18 protein-coding genes and 1 tRNA gene are annotated in these 21,033 nt (G+C 52.7%); 12 read left to right on the top strand and 7 right to left on the bottom strand.

The window, feature by feature from the left end; genetic code table 11:
• Positions 1-76: 76 nt before the first annotated feature.
• Complete coding sequence (locus tag HMPREF1527_RS07975; protein ID WP_255344830.1) at positions 77-211, bottom strand: type II toxin-antitoxin system RelE/ParE family toxin; 135 nt, start codon at positions 209-211, stop codon at positions 77-79.
• Positions 212-358: 147 nt separating this feature from the next.
• On the opposite strand from HMPREF1527_RS07975, the gene HMPREF1527_RS04435 reads away from it, so the two are divergent.
• A complete protein-coding gene (locus HMPREF1527_RS04435; protein WP_016477506.1) occupies positions 359-1,039 on the top strand; it encodes a transaldolase family protein in 681 nt (226 codons plus the stop codon).
• 144 nt (positions 1,040-1,183) lie between these two features.
• Here HMPREF1527_RS04435 and HMPREF1527_RS04430 read toward each other — a convergent pair whose 3' ends face one another.
• The 4 genes from HMPREF1527_RS04430 to HMPREF1527_RS04415 all read right to left on the bottom strand — a co-directional run bounded on the left by HMPREF1527_RS04430 (position 1,184) and on the right by HMPREF1527_RS04415 (position 3,792).
• Positions 1,184-1,456: a type II toxin-antitoxin system RelB/DinJ family antitoxin gene (locus HMPREF1527_RS04430; protein WP_016477505.1), complete on the bottom strand. Its 273-nt coding sequence runs from the start codon at positions 1,454-1,456 to the stop codon at positions 1,184-1,186.
• A 147-nt stretch (positions 1,457-1,603) separates the two neighbouring features.
• A tRNA-Glu gene (locus HMPREF1527_RS04425) sits at positions 1,604-1,678 on the bottom strand.
• 54 nt (positions 1,679-1,732) lie between these two features.
• On the bottom strand, positions 1,733-2,737 hold the full coding sequence (locus HMPREF1527_RS04420; RefSeq protein ID WP_016477504.1) for a hypothetical protein: 1,005 nt from the start codon (positions 2,735-2,737) through the stop codon (positions 1,733-1,735).
• On the bottom strand, positions 2,734-3,792 hold the full coding sequence (locus tag HMPREF1527_RS04415) for a hypothetical protein (protein WP_016477503.1): 1,059 nt from the start codon (positions 3,790-3,792) through the stop codon (positions 2,734-2,736). The genes HMPREF1527_RS04420 and HMPREF1527_RS04415 overlap by 4 nt, the downstream gene beginning before the upstream one ends.
• Positions 3,793-4,184: 392 nt before the next feature.
• On the opposite strand from HMPREF1527_RS04415, the gene HMPREF1527_RS04410 reads away from it, so the two are divergent.
• Both HMPREF1527_RS04410 and deoC read left to right on the top strand, forming a co-directional pair.
• Positions 4,185-5,399 (top strand): iron-containing alcohol dehydrogenase, encoded by a 1,215-nt coding sequence (locus HMPREF1527_RS04410; RefSeq protein WP_016477502.1) that lies wholly within the window; start codon positions 4,185-4,187, stop codon positions 5,397-5,399.
• A 256-nt stretch (positions 5,400-5,655) separates the two neighbouring features.
• Positions 5,656-6,297 carry a deoxyribose-phosphate aldolase gene (deoC, locus tag HMPREF1527_RS04405; protein WP_016477501.1) on the top strand — a complete coding sequence of 214 codons (642 nt, stop codon included), beginning with the start codon at positions 5,656-5,658 and terminating at the stop codon, positions 6,295-6,297.
• 533 nt (positions 6,298-6,830) lie between these two features.
• Here the strand turns inward: deoC and HMPREF1527_RS04400 are convergent.
• Together HMPREF1527_RS04400 and HMPREF1527_RS04395 are read right to left on the bottom strand one after the other, a co-directional pair.
• Positions 6,831-7,760, bottom strand: a complete 930-nt coding sequence (locus tag HMPREF1527_RS04400; RefSeq protein ID WP_016477500.1) for a pseudouridine-5'-phosphate glycosidase — start codon at positions 7,758-7,760, stop codon at positions 6,831-6,833.
• Positions 7,761-7,863: 103 nt separating this feature from the next.
• Positions 7,864-8,955 carry a PfkB family carbohydrate kinase gene (locus HMPREF1527_RS04395; RefSeq protein WP_016477499.1) on the bottom strand — a complete coding sequence of 364 codons (1,092 nt, stop codon included), beginning with the start codon at positions 8,953-8,955 and terminating at the stop codon, positions 7,864-7,866.
• A 320-nt stretch (positions 8,956-9,275) separates the two neighbouring features.
• On the opposite strand from HMPREF1527_RS04395, the gene HMPREF1527_RS04390 reads away from it, so the two are divergent.
• The 9 genes from HMPREF1527_RS04390 (at position 9,276) to HMPREF1527_RS04350 (ending at position 20,884) form a co-directional block, all read left to right on the top strand.
• On the top strand, positions 9,276-10,466 hold the full coding sequence (locus HMPREF1527_RS04390; protein ID WP_016477498.1) for a phosphopentomutase: 1,191 nt from the start codon (positions 9,276-9,278) through the stop codon (positions 10,464-10,466).
• Positions 10,467-11,192: a purine-nucleoside phosphorylase gene (deoD, locus tag HMPREF1527_RS04385; RefSeq protein WP_016477497.1), complete on the top strand. Its 726-nt coding sequence runs from the start codon at positions 10,467-10,469 to the stop codon at positions 11,190-11,192.
• A gap of 181 nt (positions 11,193-11,373) precedes the next feature.
• Positions 11,374-12,465: a BMP family ABC transporter substrate-binding protein gene (locus HMPREF1527_RS04380; RefSeq protein WP_016477496.1), complete on the top strand. Its 1,092-nt coding sequence runs from the start codon at positions 11,374-11,376 to the stop codon at positions 12,463-12,465.
• A 132-nt stretch (positions 12,466-12,597) separates the two neighbouring features.
• Positions 12,598-14,127: an ABC transporter ATP-binding protein gene (locus HMPREF1527_RS04375; RefSeq protein ID WP_016477495.1), complete on the top strand. Its 1,530-nt coding sequence runs from the start codon at positions 12,598-12,600 to the stop codon at positions 14,125-14,127.
• On the top strand, positions 14,124-15,317 hold the full coding sequence (locus tag HMPREF1527_RS04370; RefSeq protein ID WP_016477494.1) for an ABC transporter permease: 1,194 nt from the start codon (positions 14,124-14,126) through the stop codon (positions 15,315-15,317). The genes HMPREF1527_RS04375 and HMPREF1527_RS04370 overlap by 4 nt, the downstream gene beginning before the upstream one ends.
• A 2-nt stretch (positions 15,318-15,319) precedes the next feature.
• A complete protein-coding gene (locus HMPREF1527_RS04365) occupies positions 15,320-16,255 on the top strand; it encodes an ABC transporter permease (protein ID WP_016477493.1) in 936 nt (311 codons plus the stop codon).
• A gap of 2 nt (positions 16,256-16,257) precedes the next feature.
• Positions 16,258-16,776 carry a cytidine deaminase gene (locus HMPREF1527_RS04360; RefSeq protein ID WP_016477492.1) on the top strand — a complete coding sequence of 173 codons (519 nt, stop codon included), beginning with the start codon at positions 16,258-16,260 and terminating at the stop codon, positions 16,774-16,776.
• A 15-nt stretch (positions 16,777-16,791) separates the two neighbouring features.
• Positions 16,792-18,117: a pyrimidine-nucleoside phosphorylase gene (locus tag HMPREF1527_RS04355; protein ID WP_016477491.1), complete on the top strand. Its 1,326-nt coding sequence runs from the start codon at positions 16,792-16,794 to the stop codon at positions 18,115-18,117.
• 292 nt (positions 18,118-18,409) lie between these two features.
• On the top strand, positions 18,410-20,884 hold the full coding sequence (locus HMPREF1527_RS04350; RefSeq protein WP_016477490.1) for a phosphoketolase: 2,475 nt from the start codon (positions 18,410-18,412) through the stop codon (positions 20,882-20,884).
• Positions 20,885-21,033 lie beyond the last annotated feature (149 nt).

Genomic DNA, 21,033 nt, shown 5'->3' with positions numbered 1-21,033 from the left:
GTCAGTTCAGGTCAATCAAAAACAGCAAGTGCGCTAGCTACAAGTGCACTTGCTGTTATGCGTTTTGATGCTTGTTCTATTTTTTGTACGCATTTCGCCGGTGCCCGATTGTCAGAGCCAAAATTATGAGTTGAGCGTCCTCAATGTAACAGATAAGGCGATAATCACCTATTTTGTATCGCCACTGACCACTTCTGACCGTTGCGTCAATACGTTGAATACTAGCGTCTCAAGGGCGCGACTTTACGTATTTTTGAGGCGCTTTCCAAGTAGGTCATGTATCATGAGAATACGAGTATGTTCTGCAGTTACCTGCAGATAGACCAAGACAACAGAGGTAAGAAGGAAGGGAGCGAAAATGAAATTTTTTATCGATACGGCCAATCTTGACGAGATTGCCGAAGCGAAGAGCTGGGGATGCCTTGCAGGAGTTACTACGAACCCTACACTTTATGCAAAAACAGGGGGCAAGCTCGAAGATTTTGAACCTCATATGGTAAAAATTGCCAAACTTTGCGAAGGCCTTCCCGTTTCTGCTGAGTCAACAGCGGAAACCGCGGAGGACATGATTGCCGAAGGTCGCCATCTGGCCTCTCTGGCGCCTAACATTGTGGTAAAGCTTCCCATTTGTCCTGAAGCGCTCGCCGCTACTCACACCCTCGCGGCAGAGGGCGTCCGCATAAACATGACGCTTATCTTTTCCGCTCCACAGGCACTTCTCGCCGCAAACGCGGGAGCTCGCTATGTGTCGCCGTTCCTTGGTCGCTTTGACGACATCGGAGAAGACGGTGTCGCACAACTTGCTGACGTGGTTGAGGTTATTCAAAATTACGACTGGTCGGGTAAGAATGTGGATGATCAGGTTGAGATTATTTCCGCCTCTATTCGTACGCCCCATCATGTAACTCAGGCAGCTCGCCTTGGTGCTGATATCGCAACCGTTCCCTTTGCCGCGCTTAAGAAGTGCGTGCAGCATCCGCTCACTGAGAAGGGGCTCGCTAGTTTTAAGGCGGATTGGGAGAAGGTCAAGGCACTGTAGACTAATACGAGAGAAGTATTGGCAAGTGGCATGATATAGCAGGTCCTGGGCTTCCTTGGGGCCTGCTATTACTTTCATCCAGGGATGAGCTTGCGAGTCGCTTATAGCTCTTTTTAAAAGCAGAAGTGAACTTGACCGATATATCTAAGCTTCCAAAGCTCTCTTCAAATCTGTCAGATTGTCATAAGAGGTGACCGCTTCATCACGAGAAATTCGTTTAGCTTCTGCCATAGCTTTCAGGGTCTTCTGACTATAATTGGGATCTTCAACCGCGAAGGGAAGACCACCGCGCAATAGACATTGGCGAAGAAAAATATTGACTGCGCTAGACATGTCCATTCCCAAGTCATTAAATAATAAAGTTGCCTGGGTTTTTACGGTTTCATCAATCCGAATTTGAGTTGGTACAGTTGCCATAAATGCCACCACCTTTCAATAAACAATGTAATGTATATGGTTTACATTGTCAATTATTTGTAGCTGTCTTGTGCATTCAAGTACTGTAGTTTTGTTAAAAATAAAGCCGTCGGGCGCATAGTGAGCCCGGCGGCTTTTTCTGTCATATGGTGCCCCCAGCGAGAATCGAACTCGCATTGCCGCCTTGAAAGGGCGATGTCCTAACCTTTAGACGATGGGGACGCAAGGAAAGAGTATAGCAAACGTTGGCCAAAGTCACGTCGAGGTTTTAGCTATTTATTCGTTCAAATCAAATCCATTTGCTTCAGCGTAGCTATCTGAAGCTGCCGAGAAGTCGGGAATTTGCTCTGCCCACCCCACAAAATCGGGAGAGTCGACGATAATCGGCTCCGCTTCGTGAATGGCGAGAAGGGCCTCTTCAAAGCTCCCTGCTGCTGCCTTCGGCCTGTCGGGAATATACACATCAACGAAAGTAGGATGGAGGAGGGCGAAGGCGCCGCCTTCGGTATTCATCTGGTAACTCTTGAGGGCTCTGCGCGCAGAGCTGAGACGTGAAAGCTTGAAGAGCAAAATGGCGCGCGCGAGCTCAGACCATGCGTTGCTGTGAGGATTGTATGTTTTGTCAAGTCTGTTAAGTGCATCCTCATCTTCAAGGCGAGCATAGACAAGCGCTAAGGTAAGCCGAGCTCCGACCTGGTCGGAAGGGGAGTCTTTGAGAAGTTGTTCACAGGTTGCTTGCGAGAGCCTGAAGCGAGCAGTGTCAAGATACTCTCGTGCAATGGCGGCGTGCAGTCTGAGATAGGGGCGTGCAAAAACATTGCCCCACATATCCGAGGTATCCGGTCGTGACAGCAAGTCGGTGGCACGGATTTCTTCTCGGGCGCCTTGCTGAAGATGCAGCAGGGTCTGGAGCGTATGTTCATGGTCGGACCCATCAAGGAGGGCTTTAATCCGAAGGAGATCCGCGGTTTCGCCGTACTTCTCGCGAATGCTTGCCAAGGAGTCCCAGAGTTTTTTGATGCGCTCGGTGCGGGTGGCCATGAACTCTTCATCGTTGTATGCTTCGTCATTGTTTTGCGCGTCAACATACAGCTGCACCGCTTGAGCGAGGTAATAGAAGGAGAGTTCTCCCGTTTCTTCAGCGTATGTTTTGGGATCGGAACGTACTGCCAACAAAAGTTCACGATAAGCGGCGTCAGACAGAGGACCTATGGAGGCGTTCCGCTTGAGAGCGCAGCGCTGGATCAATTCTTCAGTAAGACTTGTTTCAGTGCGGTTCATGACAGGTTGTCCTCAAGGTCCTGATGTATAAAGTGCAGCAGCTCTTCTTCGAAATCATCGGTGAAATCGGGGTAGCGCTTTTGAATCTCGGTGCCAAGCCAGTGGCCAAAAACGCCGCGACCGGTGAAATCGTTGCCTTCCTGAAGCAGCACGGCCGCTTCGGAAACCGCGAGGATAAGTTCGTCTTCCGAGTAAGGTTCAACGTTAAGACGCGCATACTCGCCTTCGGGGATATTCCGCTGGACAAAGAGGGTAAGCGCACCTGTGGCATACCGTTCGAGCAGCTTGGATACAAGGGCAGAAGCGGAAGCGAGATCATTTTCCTTAAAGGCGAGGGCCATCCGGGAAAGCGTCATCCAGGCATCATCAGAAGGACGCGCCGGCTTGACGGTTATGTATTGGTTTTGGAGCTTTACGAGTCCATGCTGGTCCTCCAGTTTTGCGTAGGCCAGCGCAAGCGTGAAGCGAACGTTTCCAAAATCATAGGGATCAAGCGAGAAGAGCTTCTGTCCGTATGCAATGGCCGCCTTATTACGTCCGGCAATGAGCGCTCGGGAGGCAAGCGCTGCAAGCCAGCGATGATAGGGTCGCATGGCGAGTTCAGTGACGGCTTCCTCGAACTCTTTGGGGGCGTTTTGTGAGGCTGCGGTAGCTTTCTCTGCGCAAACCCGTGAAACTTCCTCCTCAAGTTCTGCAAGATACGAATAGCTTTCCTCCAGCATGTTGCAGCTCATGGATTGCTGGATACGGAGGGCGTCAAAGCAGTTTGGGTCAAGAGAACAAGCGTCTTTCAAAAGGCGTTTTCCATCTTGGATGAGCCTTTCTCCTTCGGAGATGTCGGCGCCCGGGAGTAGGTAGTCGATTTTTTCAACGGCCTGCGACATAAGGTGGAAGGCGCGGTTTTCATCAGAGTCAAGCAGCGTGTCGGCGTGGTTTGAAAAACGCTCGATAAAGACTTCAAAGGCATGCGGCTCAGGAGGCTCGGCAGCGCCCATGTCAATCAAGTGTTGGACAAAAAGGCGATCAAAGTCTTCCTTTTTTGGATCAAATGCCACGCGTTCTCCTCCGAATGAGACTCTCTGTCTCTCTGGTCGTATCTCTATGGTAGACCACTCGTAGTTCAGGGAATAGAAGAACATGTCATACAGCGCGTTTTTCTCGCCACGTTATCGCTACATTCTCGTCGTGTCACGGTATCTCTAGGCTCTCGCTACATTCTCGCCGCGCCCTTGCTGTAGTCTTACTCAGAGAATGTGCTGGTACAAGTGTGCCGATAAATAATTTGATAACCGTAAAAGTGAAAACAGCCCGTATTGTCGATATAGTAACGTTAACATCTGGCGCAAAATGTGCTAGATTACACACTAGTGTCAAATGACGCAAGACGGGGAAGTGGGTCCTCGTTGTACCCACCATGTATGGTGGAAAAATAGAGAGGGGAAATGATATGGGACGTTTTACGAACCCGCGCGACCTGTACTTTGGTGAGGGCGCGCGCCACGAGGTCAAGAACCTTGCAGGCAAGAGGGCAATTATCGTCTCCGGTGGCAGCTCGATGCGTCGTGGCGGCTTCCTGGGTGACGTCGAGAACGACCTGAAGTCCGCAGGCTTTGAGGTTGCTCACATTGAGGGCGTCGAGTCTGACCCGTCCGTTGAGACGGTTATGAAGGGCGCTGCTCAGATGTCTGAGTTCCAGCCTGACTGGATTATTGCCATCGGCGGTGGCTCGCCAATCGATGCCGCGAAGGCAATGTGGATCAAGTATGAGTATCCTGAGACAACCTTTGAGGATATGTGCAAGGTCTTTGGCCTTCCCGAGCTCCGCACCAAGGCTCACTTCTGCGCAATTTCCTCTACTTCCGGCACCGCAACCGAGGTCACGGCCTTCTCGATTATTACCGACTATCAGAAGGGCGTTAAGTACCCAATTGCTGACTTCCAGATTACCCCTGACGTCGCCATTGTTGACCCCGAGCTTACCTATGGCATGCCCGTGAAGCTTGTTGCTCATACCGGTATGGACGCACTGACCCACGCAATTGAGGCATATGTCTCCACTGCAGCTTCTATGTTTACCGATGCAGACGCTCTGCACGCCATTCGCGAGATTGTCGAGTGGCTGCCTCAATCCTACAAGGGCGACAAAGAAGCACGTCAGCACATGCATGAAGCACAGTGTATCGCCGGCATTGCATTCTCCTCAGGCCTTTTGGGCATCGTTCACTCCATGGCTCACAAAACTGGCGCAGCGTTCTCCGGTGGACACATCATCCACGGTTGCGCCAATGCCATGTATCTTGGCAAGGTTATCCAGTTCAATGCTCGCGATGCCCGCGCTAAGACTCGTTATGCTTACATTGCCAAGGAGATTTTGCATCTTGAGGGCGAGACTGAGGACGAGCTCGTAGCTGCGTTGGTCCAGAAGATCCGCGACATCAACGATTCTTTGGACGTTCCACAGGGCATTAAGAATTACGGCGAGGGCGGCACTAAGTCTGATACCTCTATCATTGATGAGAAGGAGTTCTTCGAGAAGGCTCCCGAGGTTGCACGCCTTGCTATCGAGGATGCTTGCACCCTTTCCAACCCGCGTAAGCCTACGCAGGAAGAGATGGAGCAGCTGCTCAAGTGCGTCTACTATGACCTCCCTGTTGAGTTCTAAGATTGCTTCAAAGAGCGTATTTCGCGCATAACGCGTCATGTAAGTGTGAGCCCGACGTCGTTTCGGCGCCGGGTTTTCTCTTGTCGCGAGTTGTTTGGAGTTGCTTGAGGCTGTTTACTGCTGTTTACCGCCACCTCGTGCTCGTTTGCCGAAGAAAGAATGAACGTTTTTATGAGTGGAACTAAACTAGTAAGGTATTGCATATTGCATGTACGTTGTACGTTGGAAGAACCAAGTCCCACAAGCAGGAGGAAACATGGAGCTTAACGGCCTTATCGATCACACAAATCTGAAGCAGAACGCGACAGCCGAGGACATCAAGAAGTTGTGCGCGGAAGCTCGGGAGTACCACTTCAAGACTGTGGCTATTAACAGCTGCTGGACTACGCTTGCTCACAAGGAGCTCGAGGGTTCCAGCGTGGGAATTACTACCTGCATTGGGTTTCCTCTGGGGGCATGCTCGACAGAAGCAAAGGTCGCGGAGGCAAAACAGGCTGTTGCAGACGGAACAACCGAGATCGACATGGTCATCAATGGCGGACACCTCGTTGCCGGCGATGACGACTATGTTATTGCTGATATAAAGGCCGTTGTTGAAGCTGCAGGCACCGTTCCCGTTAAGGTCATTCTTGAGTGCTGCCTTTTGAACGACGAGCAAATCGTTCGCGCTTGTGAGGATTGCCTTAAGGCAGGCGCGGCGTTTGTCAAAACCAGCACGGGCTTTAGCACGGGCGGTGCGACCGTTCACGACGTTGAGCTTATGCGCAAAACCGTGGGCGACAAGTGCCACGTTAAAGCTGCTGGAGGCATTCACACCAAAGACGAGGCGCTTGCGATGGTTGAGGCAGGGGCCGATCGCCTGGGCGTTTCAAGCGGTATCGCAATCGTCAGCGAGTAAGGCGGCCCACGGCTTGTAGTTTACAGGCTGCAGACTACGTGTCACAGACCACAGGTCACAGGCCACGAGCCGCAGGCATAGACTTACCGGCCACGAACTGCAGATAGATTTAACTTTGGGGTGGATTTCTTCAATCTGCCCCAAAGTTTGTTTTGAGCATAATCTGTTTGGGAGCCACTATCTTTTCAGTCTGAAAAGCGAGAAAGTCCTACGAAACGTACTGCCGTAGGAAGTACTGCGAAACGTATCGCGAGAAGTATACGCGAAGCATATTGCGAGAAGCCCACGCAACCCTTCTCGCCCTTTTCCAAAAAAGTGCCACAGTTGTGATAAAAATACTTCACAACTCATGGCATTTTTAGGGGATTTATCACAACTGATGCCTTTTTTAGGAGTTTTCATATCACAACTCATGCACTTTTTTGGAATGAGCCGGCTGGCGGTGGGTCGGTCAACGGACAACCAACCAACACCCAACCAACACCCAACACCCCGCCAACGGACACCCAACACCCGTCCAATGAACAATGAAACTAGCCCTTAAGTTTACAAAGCTGAGCGGCAGTCTTTGCGCCTAGGGCAACGTTGTTAAAGACCAGCTGGATATTGGCCTCAAGCGAATCTCCGCCGGTAATTTCAGAAACTTTGGCAAGCAAGAACGGCGTCGTCTCTTTGCCGTGGATGCCCTGTTGGGCCGCTTCGGCCAAGGCCTGTTCAATGGCAGCGTCAATGACTGCCTTGTCCATTGAATACTCCTCGGGAATGGGATTTCCAACAAGCATGCCGCCCTTAAGGCCCAGTTCACGCTTGACGTGGAAAATTCGAGCAAGCTCTTCTGGTGAATCAACACGACGGTCGACCCCAAATCCACTCTTGCGCGTATAGAACGCAGGGAGCTCATCGGTTTGATAGCCAAGAACGGGAACACCCTTGGTCTCCAGGTACTCAAGCGTTAGTCCAAGATCAAGGATAGACTTTGCGCCTGCGCAGATGACCATGACGGGCGTTTGTGCGAGCTCCTCAAGGTCAGCGGAGATGTCCATGGTTGTTTCAGCGCCACGATGAACGCCGCCCAGCCCGCCGGTTGCGAAAACCTCGATGCCAGCCATATGAGCAATGATCATGGTGGTGGTAACGGTGGTGGCGCCGTCGCCCTTCTCGGCAACGATAACTGGCAAATCGCGACGGCTTACCTTGGCGACCTCTCTTCCCTTTTTACCGAGATAGTCAATCTCGTCGGGAGAAAGGCCGGCGCGCAGACGGCCGTTGATAATGGCAATGGTGGCCGGAATGGCGCCGTTGTCGCGAATGATTTGCTCGACCTTGAGGGCGGTCTCGACGTTTTGCGGATACGGCATCCCGTGGGAGATGATAGTTGACTCAAGCGCGACAACGGGTTTCTGCGCCGCAAGCGCGTCAGCTACCTCAGGTGAGATATCAAGAAAGTCATTCAGTTGAGACATACAAGTTCCTTACGTAATTCTTGAGCGTAATCGTTGCTTCTTTTGCAGTTTCTTACAAGGTGCTTACAGGTCTTACGGAGCGCTTAGAGATTTTACGGGGCGTTTAGAGGTTTGCTCGATCCATCACGTTGCGCAGCGTAAGGTTGGGGTTGATAGTGGAGAAGCTCTCGGAGGCGATGGCGGAAGCAGCCAAGCCCGCGCGTCCGGATTGTACAAGATCCATGTTTTGCGTATAAGCCCAGGTGATTGCTGCGAGCATAGCATCTCCGGCGCCAGTCATGCTGGCGGTATGCGCTTCTATCATTGGCAGCTTGCAGGCTTCGCCACCCCGCTCAGCGCAGTAAAGGCCATCGGTGCCAAGAGAAATGAAGATGCGTTCAAGTCCAGTATCTAAGAGTTCTTTTGCAGCGGCTTCAAGCGAAGCATCGTCGTGGATAGTGATGCCAGAAAGAACTTCCGCTTCGAGCCGGTTGGGCTTGAGCGTGTGGAAACGACCGAGGAGATGACGAACCTTGAGAGCCTTCTTAGTCGAAACAGGGTCGCAGAAAATGGGTGCGTGGAGACTTTCGGCAAGATAGCGAAGGGTCTTGTCGGGAAGGTTAGTGTCAACAACTACTGCCGCGGCATGATCGATGATATCCATGCGCTCTTCCATGCGCTCGGGGGTCAAGTGCTGGTAAATGTCCATGTTTGAAATGGCCAGCTGCATCTCGCCGTGCTCATTCATGATGAAGAGATAGGTGGGAGTTGGCTCGTCGGGAACGATTATCGAGGGATCAAGGTTGACATTGGCGGCACAGCAGGAATCTTTGAGCTCCTGGGCGTTTGTGTCCTGACCAAATGCGGTGAGCAGGCGAACTTCAGAGCCGAGAAGAGCGAGATTGTGTGCAATATTGCGTCCGACTCCGCCGGGAGACAGGCTGACAGTGCCGGGGTTGGAGTCTGCGGGGACGAGCTTTTCATCGGGAACGCCGGCAATGTCTATGTTGGCGCCGCCAATGACTACGACATAAGGCGTCTCGCTGAGAATGTAGCGACGTCCGAGGACTGCTCCCTTGCTGGTAAGATTACTAATATGTACAGAAACTGAGGATCGTGAAATGCCCGCGCGTTCCGCAATTTCCTTTTGTGTAATAGAAGGCTGCTCTTTGAGCCAGTTAAAAATCTGCTGCTCTCGTTCTGTAAGCGTAAGCATCTACTCTACTGCTTTCTAATCGAAATGAACAAAATCTACACGATTCAGTTTACTGTAACGGGCGAGAATTGCACCCGTAAATGTTGAACTTTTTTGAGTAAGGTAGTGTTAATTACTAGTTTCGTTCCTTTTTAGGGAGTTACTCATTTTTTCCTAAGCACTTCTTTATTACCGTTTGCAGAATTCTAGCGCCGCAATCGGTAGGCGCTCTATAAAAATCGCTTGATTGACAAAGAGTGTAATAAAATAAAAAAGTGTAATTTTATGTATAGACGTTTCTTAGTCACAGCACCTGGAAATGCCTGCAGGATGGAGGATTCATGGCAAAACGCGTGTTTGTCGTTGTTCTTGACAGCTTCGGCATCGGTGAAGAACCCGATGCACCAGAATATGGAGATGAAGGCAGCAATACCCTTTGCGCCTGCGGAACCAGCCCTTATTTACATATTCCCAACATGGCCCGCATGGGGCTTCTTAATATTGATGGCGCTCTTGACTCCGTATATAAAACTGATTTAGCTCCTGTTGAACATCTCGAAGGAGCCTTTGCTCGCATGCAGGAACGCTCAGCGGGCAAAGATACTACCGTAGGTCATTGGGAGATGGCCGGCGTTATCTCGCCGCGTCGTTTTCCCACATACCCGGACGGGTTTCCTCAGGAAATTATTGAGGAGTTTGAGCGTCAGACCGGCCGCAAGGTCATCTGTAACAAACCGTATTCCGGAACAGAGGTTATTAAGGACTTCGGTAAAGAAATGGTTGAAACGGGAGCGCTGATTGTCTATACCTCGGCTGATTCCGTTTTCCAAATTGCCGCTCACGAGGACGTTGTTCCCGTTGAGACGCTCTATGACTACTGCCGTATCGCCCGTGCTATTCTTCAGGGAGATCATGGCGTTGCTCGTGTCATCGCCCGTCCTTTTGAGGGGGAGTGGCCGTATACGCGCACGCCTCGCCGCCATGACTTCTCGCTGGAGCCGACAGGTACCACCATGCTGGATCAGCTGAAAGAAAACGGTTTTGACGTGCTTTCAATCGGCAAGATTTACGATATCTTTGCGCATCGTGGAACAACCGATCATGTGTTTACCTCAGGTAATCCCGAGGGTATCGAGCGCACCATCGAAGCAACGCATAAGGATTTCCATGGCCTGTGCTTCACTAATCTGGTTGACACAGACATGATTTACGGGCATCGCAATGACGTGGACGGCTACGCTAAGGCGCTTTCGTACTTTGACGAGAAACTTCCCGAGCTCACCGCGGGTCTCGGCAAAGACGACCTGCTTATGATTACGGCTGACCATGGCTGTGATCCCGTTACACCTTCTACCGACCACTCGCGCGAATACGTACCCTGGCTGATATACGGCCCGCGCGTCAAAGCCGGCACCAATCTTCACACGCTTCCGACATTTGCGGATCTTGCCGAAACAGTCCTCGCGTATCTGGGCGCTCCTCAGCTGGGTGTGGGCACGTCGCACGTTTCCGAAATCCTGAAGGAGGATTAAATGCCTGCAACTCCTACACCGCATAACGCCGCCCTTGAAGGTCAGATTGCAAAGACCGTTCTGATGCCGGGTGATCCGCTTCGAGCCAAGTTGCTTGCCGAGAAGTACCTCGAGAACGTTGAGCAGTTCAATACCGTGCGCAATATGTTTGGCTATACCGGCATCTACCAGGGAAATCCCGTCTCCGTTATGGGTTCTGGTATGGGTATGCCTTCCATCGGCATTTACTCGTATGAGCTTTTCAACTTTTACGACGTCGACAACATTATTCGCATCGGTTCTGCGGGCGGGCTTGCAGATGGCGTCAAGTTGCGCGATATCGTGGTAGGCATGGGTGCCTGCACCGACTCAAACTACGCATCCCAGTTCAACCTGCCGGGAACCTATGCGCCAATCGCCGACTACGGTCTGCTTCGTCGCGCGGTGAACGGCGCTGAAAACCTTGGCTATCCCGTGCGTGTGGGTAACGTCCTTGCCAGCGATACGTTTTATGGAGCCGATGAAACAGCGCTTTCTCGCTGGGCGTCCATGGGCGTGCTTGCTGTCGAGATGGAGTCCGCAGCCCTCTATCTCAATGCCGCGTACGCCAAGAAGCATGCGCTTTGCTTGTTGACCATATCAGACCTTCCTCTGGCGGGAGAGTCTCTTCCGGCGGAAGAACGTCAAACGAGTTTCACGCAGATGATGGAAGTGGCGCTTTCACTGACGCTTCCTGAGTCGCAGTAGGTTTGTTGGCGAGAAGCCCACAGAGTCCCAGGCGTTTGGGAGGATTTGTGCTTCTCGCCTTATGATTTGGAGCCATGCGAAGGATGCTATTCGGGCGACTTCGCAGGTAATAGTGAGGGAAAAATGGTTCCCTCAAGAGACCCCGGCACACGCGGGGGTGGACAAACGTAAGGAGAGTCCGATGAGCAATTCTGTTTCACGTCGTGGCTTTGTCACCGGTGCCGCTGGTGCCGGCGCAATGGCTGTTCTCGCAGGTCTTACGGCTTGCGGCGGCTCAAAGAAAGACGACACTAAGAAGGGCGCAGGCGACGGCGACCAGGCCAAGTCCAAAGCTAAGCTTGAGATGGTCACCGATACCGGTGGTGTCAATGACCAGTCCTTCAACCAGCTTGCCTGGGAGGGCATGCAGCAGCTCCAGAAGGAAGAGGGCTGGGACGTCAGCTATCTTGAGTCAAAGCAGGAGTCTGACTACGCTACCAACCTCGATAAGGCTGTCGACGACAAGTCTCAGCTCGTGTGGGGCGTTGGCTTTGCTATGGCAGACGCTATCGTTGAATCCGCGAAGAAGAATTCTGACGTTCAGTTTGCCATTATTGACAACGGCAATGACGACAGCTCTATCGCTAACCTGACTGGCGTTACCTTCCGTGCCCAAGAGCCTTCATTCCTCGTAGGCTACATTGCGGCTCGTACTACCAAGACGGGTAAGGTTGGCTTTGTCGGCGGCATCACGTCTGCCATCATCGATCAGTTTGAGTATGGCTACAGGGCCGGCGTCCTCTTTGCGAACAAAGAGCAGAGCCTGAACGTTGAGGTTCAGTCCCAGTATGCTGACTCCTTTACTGACGCTGCAAAGGGCAAGTCTATCGCCGCTAAGATGTTCTCTGACGGCTGCGACGTTGTCTTCCACGCCGCTGGCGGCGTTGGCACGGGCGTTATCGAGGCCGCTAAGGACGCCGGCAAGTTTGCCATCGGCGTCGACAAGGACCAGGCGTATCTGGCGCCTGAAAACGTCCTGACTTCCGCGCTCAAGAAAGTCAACGTGGCCGTTGTTGACGTCTCCAAGAAGATCCTGAAAGACGGAGACAAGGGCGGCAAGACCGTTGAGCTGGGCTTCACTGATGACGCTGTCGGTATTCCTGAGGACCACAAGCTCATGGGCGATGAGGTTTACAAGGGCGCTATGGATGCTGCCGACAAGATTAAGGCTGGCTCCATTGTTCCTCCCGCCAACAAGGACGACCTGGAAAAGTACGAGAAGACTCTCGCATAAGAAGAAACGTATACGCGGCGAGAAGGATCTGAGGCTTGAGGTCCTTCTCGCCGTTTAATGAACTGTTTCGACAGCTAAGGGGCCCATCTCGGGTCCCTTGGTGGTGAAACGCGAACGAAAAGGAGGTGGCTCGTGGAAGCTAACTCGGAATATGCCGTTCAGATGCAGGGCATCACGAAAGTGTTCGGTACGTTCAAAGCGCTCGACAGCGTTGATTTGAATGTGCGCAAACAATCCGTTCATGCCATCTTGGGTGAAAACGGCGCAGGTAAGAGTACCTTGATGAATGTGCTCTACGGCCTCTATTCTGCAGATGAGGGAGAAGTCTTCCTCAATGGCAAGCATGTAGACATCTCAAATCCAAATGATGCCATTGCACAGGGTATTGGTATGGTTCACCAGCACTTTATGCTGGTCGACAACTTTACGGTAACTGAAAACATCGTCCTAGGAGACGAGGTTACGTCATTTGCGGGCGTCCTTGATCCAAAGAAGGCGCGCGAGAAGGTCCTTGAAATCGTCAATGAGTACGGTTTCGATGTTGATCCCGATGCGAAGATTGAAGACATTACCGTCGGCATGCAGCAGCGCGTGGAGATTTTGAAAGCGCTGTACCGCGGAGCCGATACCCTGATTCTTGACGAGCCAACCGCAGTGTTGACTCCTCAGGAAATCGAAAAACTCATTCAAATCATGCGCGACCTGGTGAGTAAGGGTAAAACCATCATCATCATCACACACAAGTTGAAAGAAATTATGTCTTCGGCCGATGAGTGCACCATTATCCGCCGCGGCAAATATATGGGTACTGTTGACGTTGCAAAGACCAATGAGACCGAGTTGGCAAACAAGATGGTCGGACGCAATGTTAATCTGCACGTTGACAAGAAGCCCGCGAAGCCGGGAGAGGTACTGCTTTCCATCCGTGATCTTCACGTAAAGGATGAACGTGGTATTGAGCAGGTTAACGGCCTTAATCTGGAAGTTCGTGCTGGCGAGATCGTAGGTCTTGCCGGTATTGACGGCAACGGTCAGCGCGAGCTTGCCGATGCCATTAATTCGCTGGTAAAGCCCGAATCGGGAACCATCGCTATTCGCGGAGAAGAAGTGCAGGCAACGACACCTCACAATGTCATCAGCCATTCGGTAGCAACAATTCCTTCTGATCGTCAGCGTTGGGGTTTGGTGCTGCCCTTCTCGGTAGCGGAAAACATGGTGCTTGAGCGCCACAATGAGGAAATGTTTGGCAAAGGGGTTTCCCTGGATTACGCCAAGGTAAATGAGTTTGCCAAAGGTCTTATCGAAGAGTTTGATATCAGACCCGCAGGTTGTTTTGACCATAACGCGGGAGGCCTTTCCGGAGGCAACCAGCAAAAAGTCATCATTGCGCGCGAGGTTTCGGGTGCGCCTGACGTGCTCATTGCCATCCAGCCGACACGAGGCCTTGACGTGGGTGCCATTGAGTTTGTTCACAAAGCACTCATCCGGGAGCGCGATCGCGGAGCGGCTATTCTTTTGATCTCACTTGAGCTCGATGAGGTTATGGATGTGTCCGATCGCATTGCCGTTATTTATGCCGGAAAGATCGTCGGCACCTTTGATCAGGGCGCCATTACCGAGGAGCAGGCAGGTCTCCTCATGGCGGGAGGTGGTGAGGAGTGACTGCTCTCACCAAAATAATGAGAAAGCCGATTACTTCGGCAATCGTTGCTATCTTGTTTGGTTTTTTTATCGCAACCATCGTGTTGGCTTCTGCGGGCTATGACCCTATTGAGGCGTTTAGCGCTCTCGTTGACGGCATGATTGGCAAGCCGAAATATATTGCAAATGTAATCATCAAGGCTACTCCGCTGCTCTTTACGGGTGTGGCCGTAGCGTTCGCGTTCCGCGTGGGTCTCTTTAATATTGGCGCTGAGGGCCAGTACGTGTTTGGTACGGTCTTTGCCACCATGGTCGGCATTCTGCTTGATTTGCCGCCGGTACTTGAGATTCCTGTGGTGCTTTTGTCGGGCATGCTTGCAGGAGCCGCCGCGGGCGCTCTTATCGGATGGCTGAAGGCCAAATTTGGCATTCATGAGGTTATTACTAGCATCATGTTTAACTGGATCAGCCTCTATTTCAGCAACTTTGTGGTGAATTCTGAGGTCTTTCATAAAACTAATTCCACCAAGTCGCTGCCGATTAACCCTTCAGGTCATACCATGCTTTTTACAGACATGAAGTCTACTCCCGAAGGCCTTGCGGCGCTTAAGGATATCCCTGTGGTCGGAGACGCCATTGCGCGCACCGACGCTAATATCGGCATCATCGTAGCTATTGTCGCAGCTATTTTCATCGGCTGGCTGCTCATGCGCACGAAGGTAGGATATGAGATGCGCGCCGTTGGCTTTAACCGTGACGCTGCCCAATTTACCGGCATCAACGTCAGCCGTAACCTGGTGCTGTGCATGGCTATCTCCGGCGCTCTCTGCGGCATTGCAGGCGCTCTGAACATTACGGGCTTGAATCCGCACAGTATCTCAACGCTCGCTGCGTTTGAAAACTACGGATTTAACGGCCTGTCCGTTGCCTTTATCGCAGGTTGCTCGCCTGTCGGCTGCATTCCTGCGTCCCTGCTCTTTGCCGGCCTTTTGTACGGAGGACAGTCTGTGCAGCAGGTCGTAGGAGCCCCGTCCGAAATCATCAGCATTATCATCGGCACTATCGTCTTCTTTATGGCGCTTGGTGGCGTCATTCCGATGCTGGCTGAGTATCTTGACCGTCGCCGCGCCAAGCAAGCTAAGCTTGCCGAAGGATCTGGTGGAGCTGATGTGGCGACTGACGATAGCACTCACGGAAAGGAGGCGAAGTAGAGATGGATATGAACGCTTTGATTAAAATTCTCGTACTGCTTGTTGGCGGTACGCTGATGTACTCCACTCCGCTGGTATTCGGCGCTCTTGGCGGTGTTCTTTCCGAGCGCTCCGGTGTCGTAAACATCGGTATTGAAGGCATGATGAACGTTGGTGCCTTTGCAGGTGTTGCCGGCAGCTATCTCACTGGTAATCCGTGGATCGGCCTTCTATGCGCGGGTATTGCGGGCGGTTTGGTAGCCCTTTTGCACGCGGTTGCTTCCATTACCTTCAACGCGGACCAAACAGTTTCGGGTGTTGCTATCAACCTTTTGGCTCCCGGTATCGCGCTTTTTGCCTGCGGTCATCTATTTGAAGGTGCAAAGCAAACGCCAGCCGTTACAACGCTGCCAAAGCTCTTTGGAGACGGCGCCTTTAACGACACGCTCTTTGCTGCACTCAACGTGGACATCACGGTTCTTCTCGCCCTTATCGCTTCGGCTGTTGTGTGGTTTGTGCTCTATCGCACCAAATGGGGCCTGCGGATTCGCTCTGTCGGCGAGCACCCCCACGCGTCTGAGACGCTTGGCATTGGCGTTCGCCGGACACGCTACATCTGCGTAGTTATCTCCGGTATTCTCGCCGGTTTCGGCGGCGCGTCCGTGACGCTGGCGATTATTTCTCAGTACACGCAGACGGCCATTTCCGGCCAGGGCTTCATTGCGCTTGCCGCGGTCATTTTTGGTAAGTGGAAACCACAGGGAGCGTACGGCGCGTGCCTGCTCTTTGGCTTTACGCAGGAACTGGCAATCCTTCTGGGCGGCGGTGCGACACCTATTCCGTCCGAGATTATCTCGATGCTGCCGTACTTCATTACCATCATCACGCTCATACTCTTTGTGGGTCGTTCGGTGGCTCCAAAGGCCGATGGCGTTCCGTATGTTAAGGGGAGCCGTTAACGATGGCCGCTGATTATCAGTTTGAAAAGGTCCCGTCTGCTGAGGAGCTGGTCGAGCTTGCCGTTAAAGCTCGCGAGAAGGCCTACGTGCCGTATTCGCATTTCGCAGTTGGAGCGGCTTTGCTCTGTTCCGATGGCGCAGTCTACGGCGGCGCAAATCTTGAGAACGCCGCGTATACGCCTACAAACTGCGCTGAACGCACAGCGTTCTTTCGAGCCGTTTTTGAAGGCAGGCGGAATTTTTCCGCCATTGCGGTGGTCGGCGGGCCTGAAGGACAGCTGGTCAGTGAGTGGTGCACGCCATGCGGTGTATGCCGTCAGGTAATTCGTGAGTGGTGCAATCCCGATACCTTCCGCGTAATTTTGGGTCGCGCGGGCTCAAAGCCGCGTGAATTTTTGCTGCGTGAGATTTTGCCCATGGGCTTTGGCCCTGAGGATCTGGGAGAAAGTGGGCCTTCGGGCATGTCAGGCGGCAACTTCGTTGAGCGCGACGGCGCATCGGACTGTGGATGCGGCCACTAGGAAAGGATATATATCATGCGCATGTATGATGTGATTGAGAAAAAGCGCGATGGCGGTGAACTTACCGACGAAGAGATTGACTTTTTTATTTCTGGTTATGTGTCCGGTGAGATTCCCGACTATCAGGCATCGGCTTTGGCAATGGCGATTTTTTATGAGGGCATGACGCCCCGAGAGACTGCCAAGCTTACCATGGCGATGGCTGAGTCGGGCGATATGATGGACCTCTCGGCTATTCCCGGCATTAAAGTTGATAAACACTCCACCGGCGGTGTTGGCGATAAGACCACGCTAGTGGTAGCCCCAATCGTGGCATCGCTTGGCGTCAGGGTTGCCAAAATGAGTGGTCGCGGTTTGGGTCATACGGGCGGCACGCTGGATAAGCTTGAGTCAATTCCCGGGCTTTCCGTTGAGATTTCCGAGCCCGACTTCTTCGAGCAGGTAAACAAGATTGGCGTTGCGGTAGCTGGACAAACAGGCAATCTAGTGCCGGCCGATAAAAAACTGTATGCGCTGCGAGACGTGACCGCTACGGTTGACAGCGTACCTTTGATAGCGTCATCCATCATGTCGAAAAAGATCGCTTCTGGTTCAAACTGCATCCTTTTGGATGTCAAATGTGGCTCCGGCGCCTTCATGAAGACAGTGGATGCGGCCATTGAGCTGGCTGAGGCTATGGTTTCTATTGGCGAGCATGTGGGTCGTACAACCGCCGCTTTGATTACCGGTATGGATCGACCGCTGGGCAAAAATATCGGTAACGCGCTGGAAGTTTCAGAAGCTGTAGCAACTCTTCGTGGCGAAGGACCCGAGGATCTGACGGCGGTTTGCATTGAGCTTGCTGCCAACATGCTGCACCTTGCTGGCAAGGGAAGCGTCGCAGAATGTCGCGATCTGGCGCAAGGTCAGATTGCCAACGGCGAAGGCCTGGCGAAACTTGCGGAGATGGTTACCGCCCAAGGTGGAGACGTTGCGGTGATTTGGGATACTTCGAAGTTTGATGCAGCGCCGTTCCGTCGTGAGGTGCTGGTGGAAGAGTCCGGCTATATAAGCGCGATGAATGCCGAGCGCGTGGGCATAGCATCCGTAGCGCTTGGCGCCGGCCGCGAGAAAAAAGGCGATCCTATTGATATGGCAGCCGGTATCATCCTTGAGCGTAAGACCGGTGATTATGTCGAGAAGGGCGAGGTGCTTGCAACGCTTCTGACTTCTGACGAGAAGCGCCTGGATGACGGTGAGCGCATCTTCCGTGAAGCGCTGTCGTTCGGACATGAGCAGCCGGTGCTTGAACCGCTCTTCTTTGCCCGCGTTTCTCGCGACGGTGTGGAAAAGCTCGCGTAGGTTCATCTGTACATGGCTTAGCGCCATGAAATTCGCATCTGACATTTTATGACTGACATTGAACGGCATCTCTTCTCGAAGGGATGCCGTTTTGAGCAAATCAAAAACTTGCTGGTAGATGGGTATCTACATGGGAAATGAACCTTTCTGTAGTCAGAGGGTTTGCAAGCCAGCGGAAAATTCTCAAGAAAACTGAAATTCTCGAAATGATAAAACGTTTTACCACTTACACTGAAAGAAACATATAAAAGAAGCGCTGCGTTGTGTGATGCGGCCAAATAAAGGAGGAACAATGGCTCAGCCTGTTATCGGTACGCCTTGGCAAAGGCTCAATCAGCCTGTTTCCGAGGAAGAGCTTGCCGGTGTCGACAAGTATTGGCGAACGGCAAACTATCTTTCTATCGGTCAGATTTACCTGCGCAGCAACCCTCTTATGAAGGAAGGCTTCAACCGGGAAGATGTTAAGCACCGGCTGGTGGGGCACTGGGGAACCACACCCGGCTTGAATTTCTTGTTTGGCCATGTCAACCGCTTTATCCACGATCACAATCAGAACACTATCTTTCTTATGGGCCCCGGTCACGGCGGACCTGCTGGCACTGCTCAGTCGCTGCTTGATGGCACGTATCGCGAGACGTATCCCTTCATTACCGATGACGAAGCTGGTTTGCAAAAGTTCTTCCGTCGCTTCTCGTATCCCGGCGGTATCCCTTCGCACTATGCTCCTGAAACTCCCGGATCCATCCATGAGGGCGGCGAGCTTGGCTATACGCTCTCTCATGCCTACGGCGCGGTGCTTGACAATCCATCGCTTTTGGCCGTTGCCGTTGTGGGTGATGGTGAGTCCGAGACCGGTCCTCTTGCAACCAGCTGGCAGACGAACAAGTTCATGGATCCTCTCACCGATGGTATTGTGCTGCCGGTGCTTCACCTGAACGGTTACAAGATTGCTAACCCGACTATCCTTTCGCGTATTTCTGACGGAGAGCGCGACGAGTTCTTCCGCGGCATGGGATACCACCCCTATACGTTCGTTGCCGGCTTTGACGATGAGGACCACGCGTCCATTCACCGTCGCTTTGCCGCCCTTTTTGAGGCGGTCTTTGACGAAATCTGCTCCATCAAGAGCCGTGCCGCTGCGGGCGATGCGTCCCGCCCATATTATCCGATGATTATTTTCCGTACGCCTAAAGGCTGGACCTGCCCGCCTTACATTGACGGCAAGAAAACCGAAGGTTCATGGCGTGCGCACCAGGTGCCTCTGGCATCTGCTCGCGATACGGAAGCTCACTTCCAGGTGCTTCGCGATTGGCTTGAGTCCTACAGGCCTGAGCAGCTCTTTAATGAGAACGGTTCCATTCGTCCTGAGGTCACGTCATTCATGCCTGCCGGCGAGCTTCGCCTCGGCGCAAATCCGAACACGAACGGCGGTCTGCTTCGCAAGACACTTGACCTGCCTGACGCTCGTGAGTATGAGATTCCTGTGGGCGAGAAGGGCCACGGCTTCGGAGCTACTGAGGCAACTCGCGTTCTTGGTGAGTACACAGCCGATCTTATCAATAAGAATCGCTCTGACTTCCGTATCTTCGGCCCGGATGAGACGGCGTCCAACCGCCTGCAGCCTTCTTTCCAGGTGACGGACAAGCAGTGGTTCGGCGGCTTTAACGATGACTTCGAAAATGACGAGCATATCTCGCCTGTCGGCAACGTTATTGAGCAGCTTTCCGAGCATCAATGCGAAGGCCTGCTCGAGGGCTATGTGTTGACCGGCCGCTACGGCATGTGGTCCAGCTATGAGTCCTTCGTGCATATCGTGGACTCCATGATTAACCAGCATGCGAAATGGCTTGAGGCGACAGTTCGCCACATCCCTTGGCGCAAGCCCATCTCAGCCGTTAACGTATTGCTTTCCAGCCATGTGTGGCGCCAAGATCACAACGGCTTCTCCCACCAGGATCCGGGCTTTGTCGATGTTCTGCTCAATAAGTGCTACAACAACGATCATGTGATGAACATCTACTATCCGGCTGACGCTAACCTCCTGCTTGCCGTGGGCGAGAAAGCATACACCTCCACCAACTGCATCAATGCTATCTTTGCGGGTAAGCAGCCTGCTCCGACATGGGTCACCCTTGACGAGGCTCGAGAAGAACTTGAGCACGGAGCCGTGGAGTGGAAGTGGGCTTCCAACGTGTCTGCAGGCGAAGACTACGATATTGTCCTTGCATCCTGCGGCGATGTGCCTACTATGGAACTTCTCGCAGCCCTTGATATGCTTAGCAAGCTGGGCATCAAAGCTCGCTTTGTCAACGTTTTGGAGCTGCTCAAGATTCAGAACGCGGACGAAAACGATCAGGCGCTCTCGGATGAAGAGTTCACTGAGCTCTTCTCGGCAGATAAACCCGTCCTCTTTGCCTTCCACGCGTATGCGGGTACCATTCATCGTTTGATTTGGAACCGTCCAAACCACGACAACTTCAAGGTTCACGGATATGAAGAGCAAGGCTCTACGACTACGCCGTATGACATGCTTCGTCTGAATCACATGGATCGCTGGGCGCTGGCAGCTGATGCACTGCGCATGATTGACGCCGACAAATGGGCCGAGCAGATTGCTGAGTGGGAGCAGTTCCGTACCGACGCGTTCAATTTTGCGGTCGAGAAGGGCTATGATCATCCGGCGTTTACCGATTGGGCGTGGCCTGACGCGTCAGATGCCGGCGAATCGCTTTCGGCAACCAAGGCGACGGGCGGCGATAACGAGTAGTATCGCAAACCGGCGAAACCGGTAAACCGGCAAGATTGACAAACCGGCGGAATCGGTAAACCGGCAGGCAGAGGCGATGACGTCTCGTGCGGAAGGTGTGATTGAGGTAACGATTTCTCACTGAAGTTTCCGCCGATATACGTGCTTGT

It is taken from the genome of Atopobium sp. oral taxon 199 str. F0494, assembly GCF_000411555.1.
Classification (GTDB): Bacteria; Actinomycetota; Coriobacteriia; order Coriobacteriales; family Atopobiaceae; genus Lancefieldella.
Note: the sequence above shows the minus strand (reverse complement) of the source record. Positions and strands in the feature narration are given on the sequence as shown.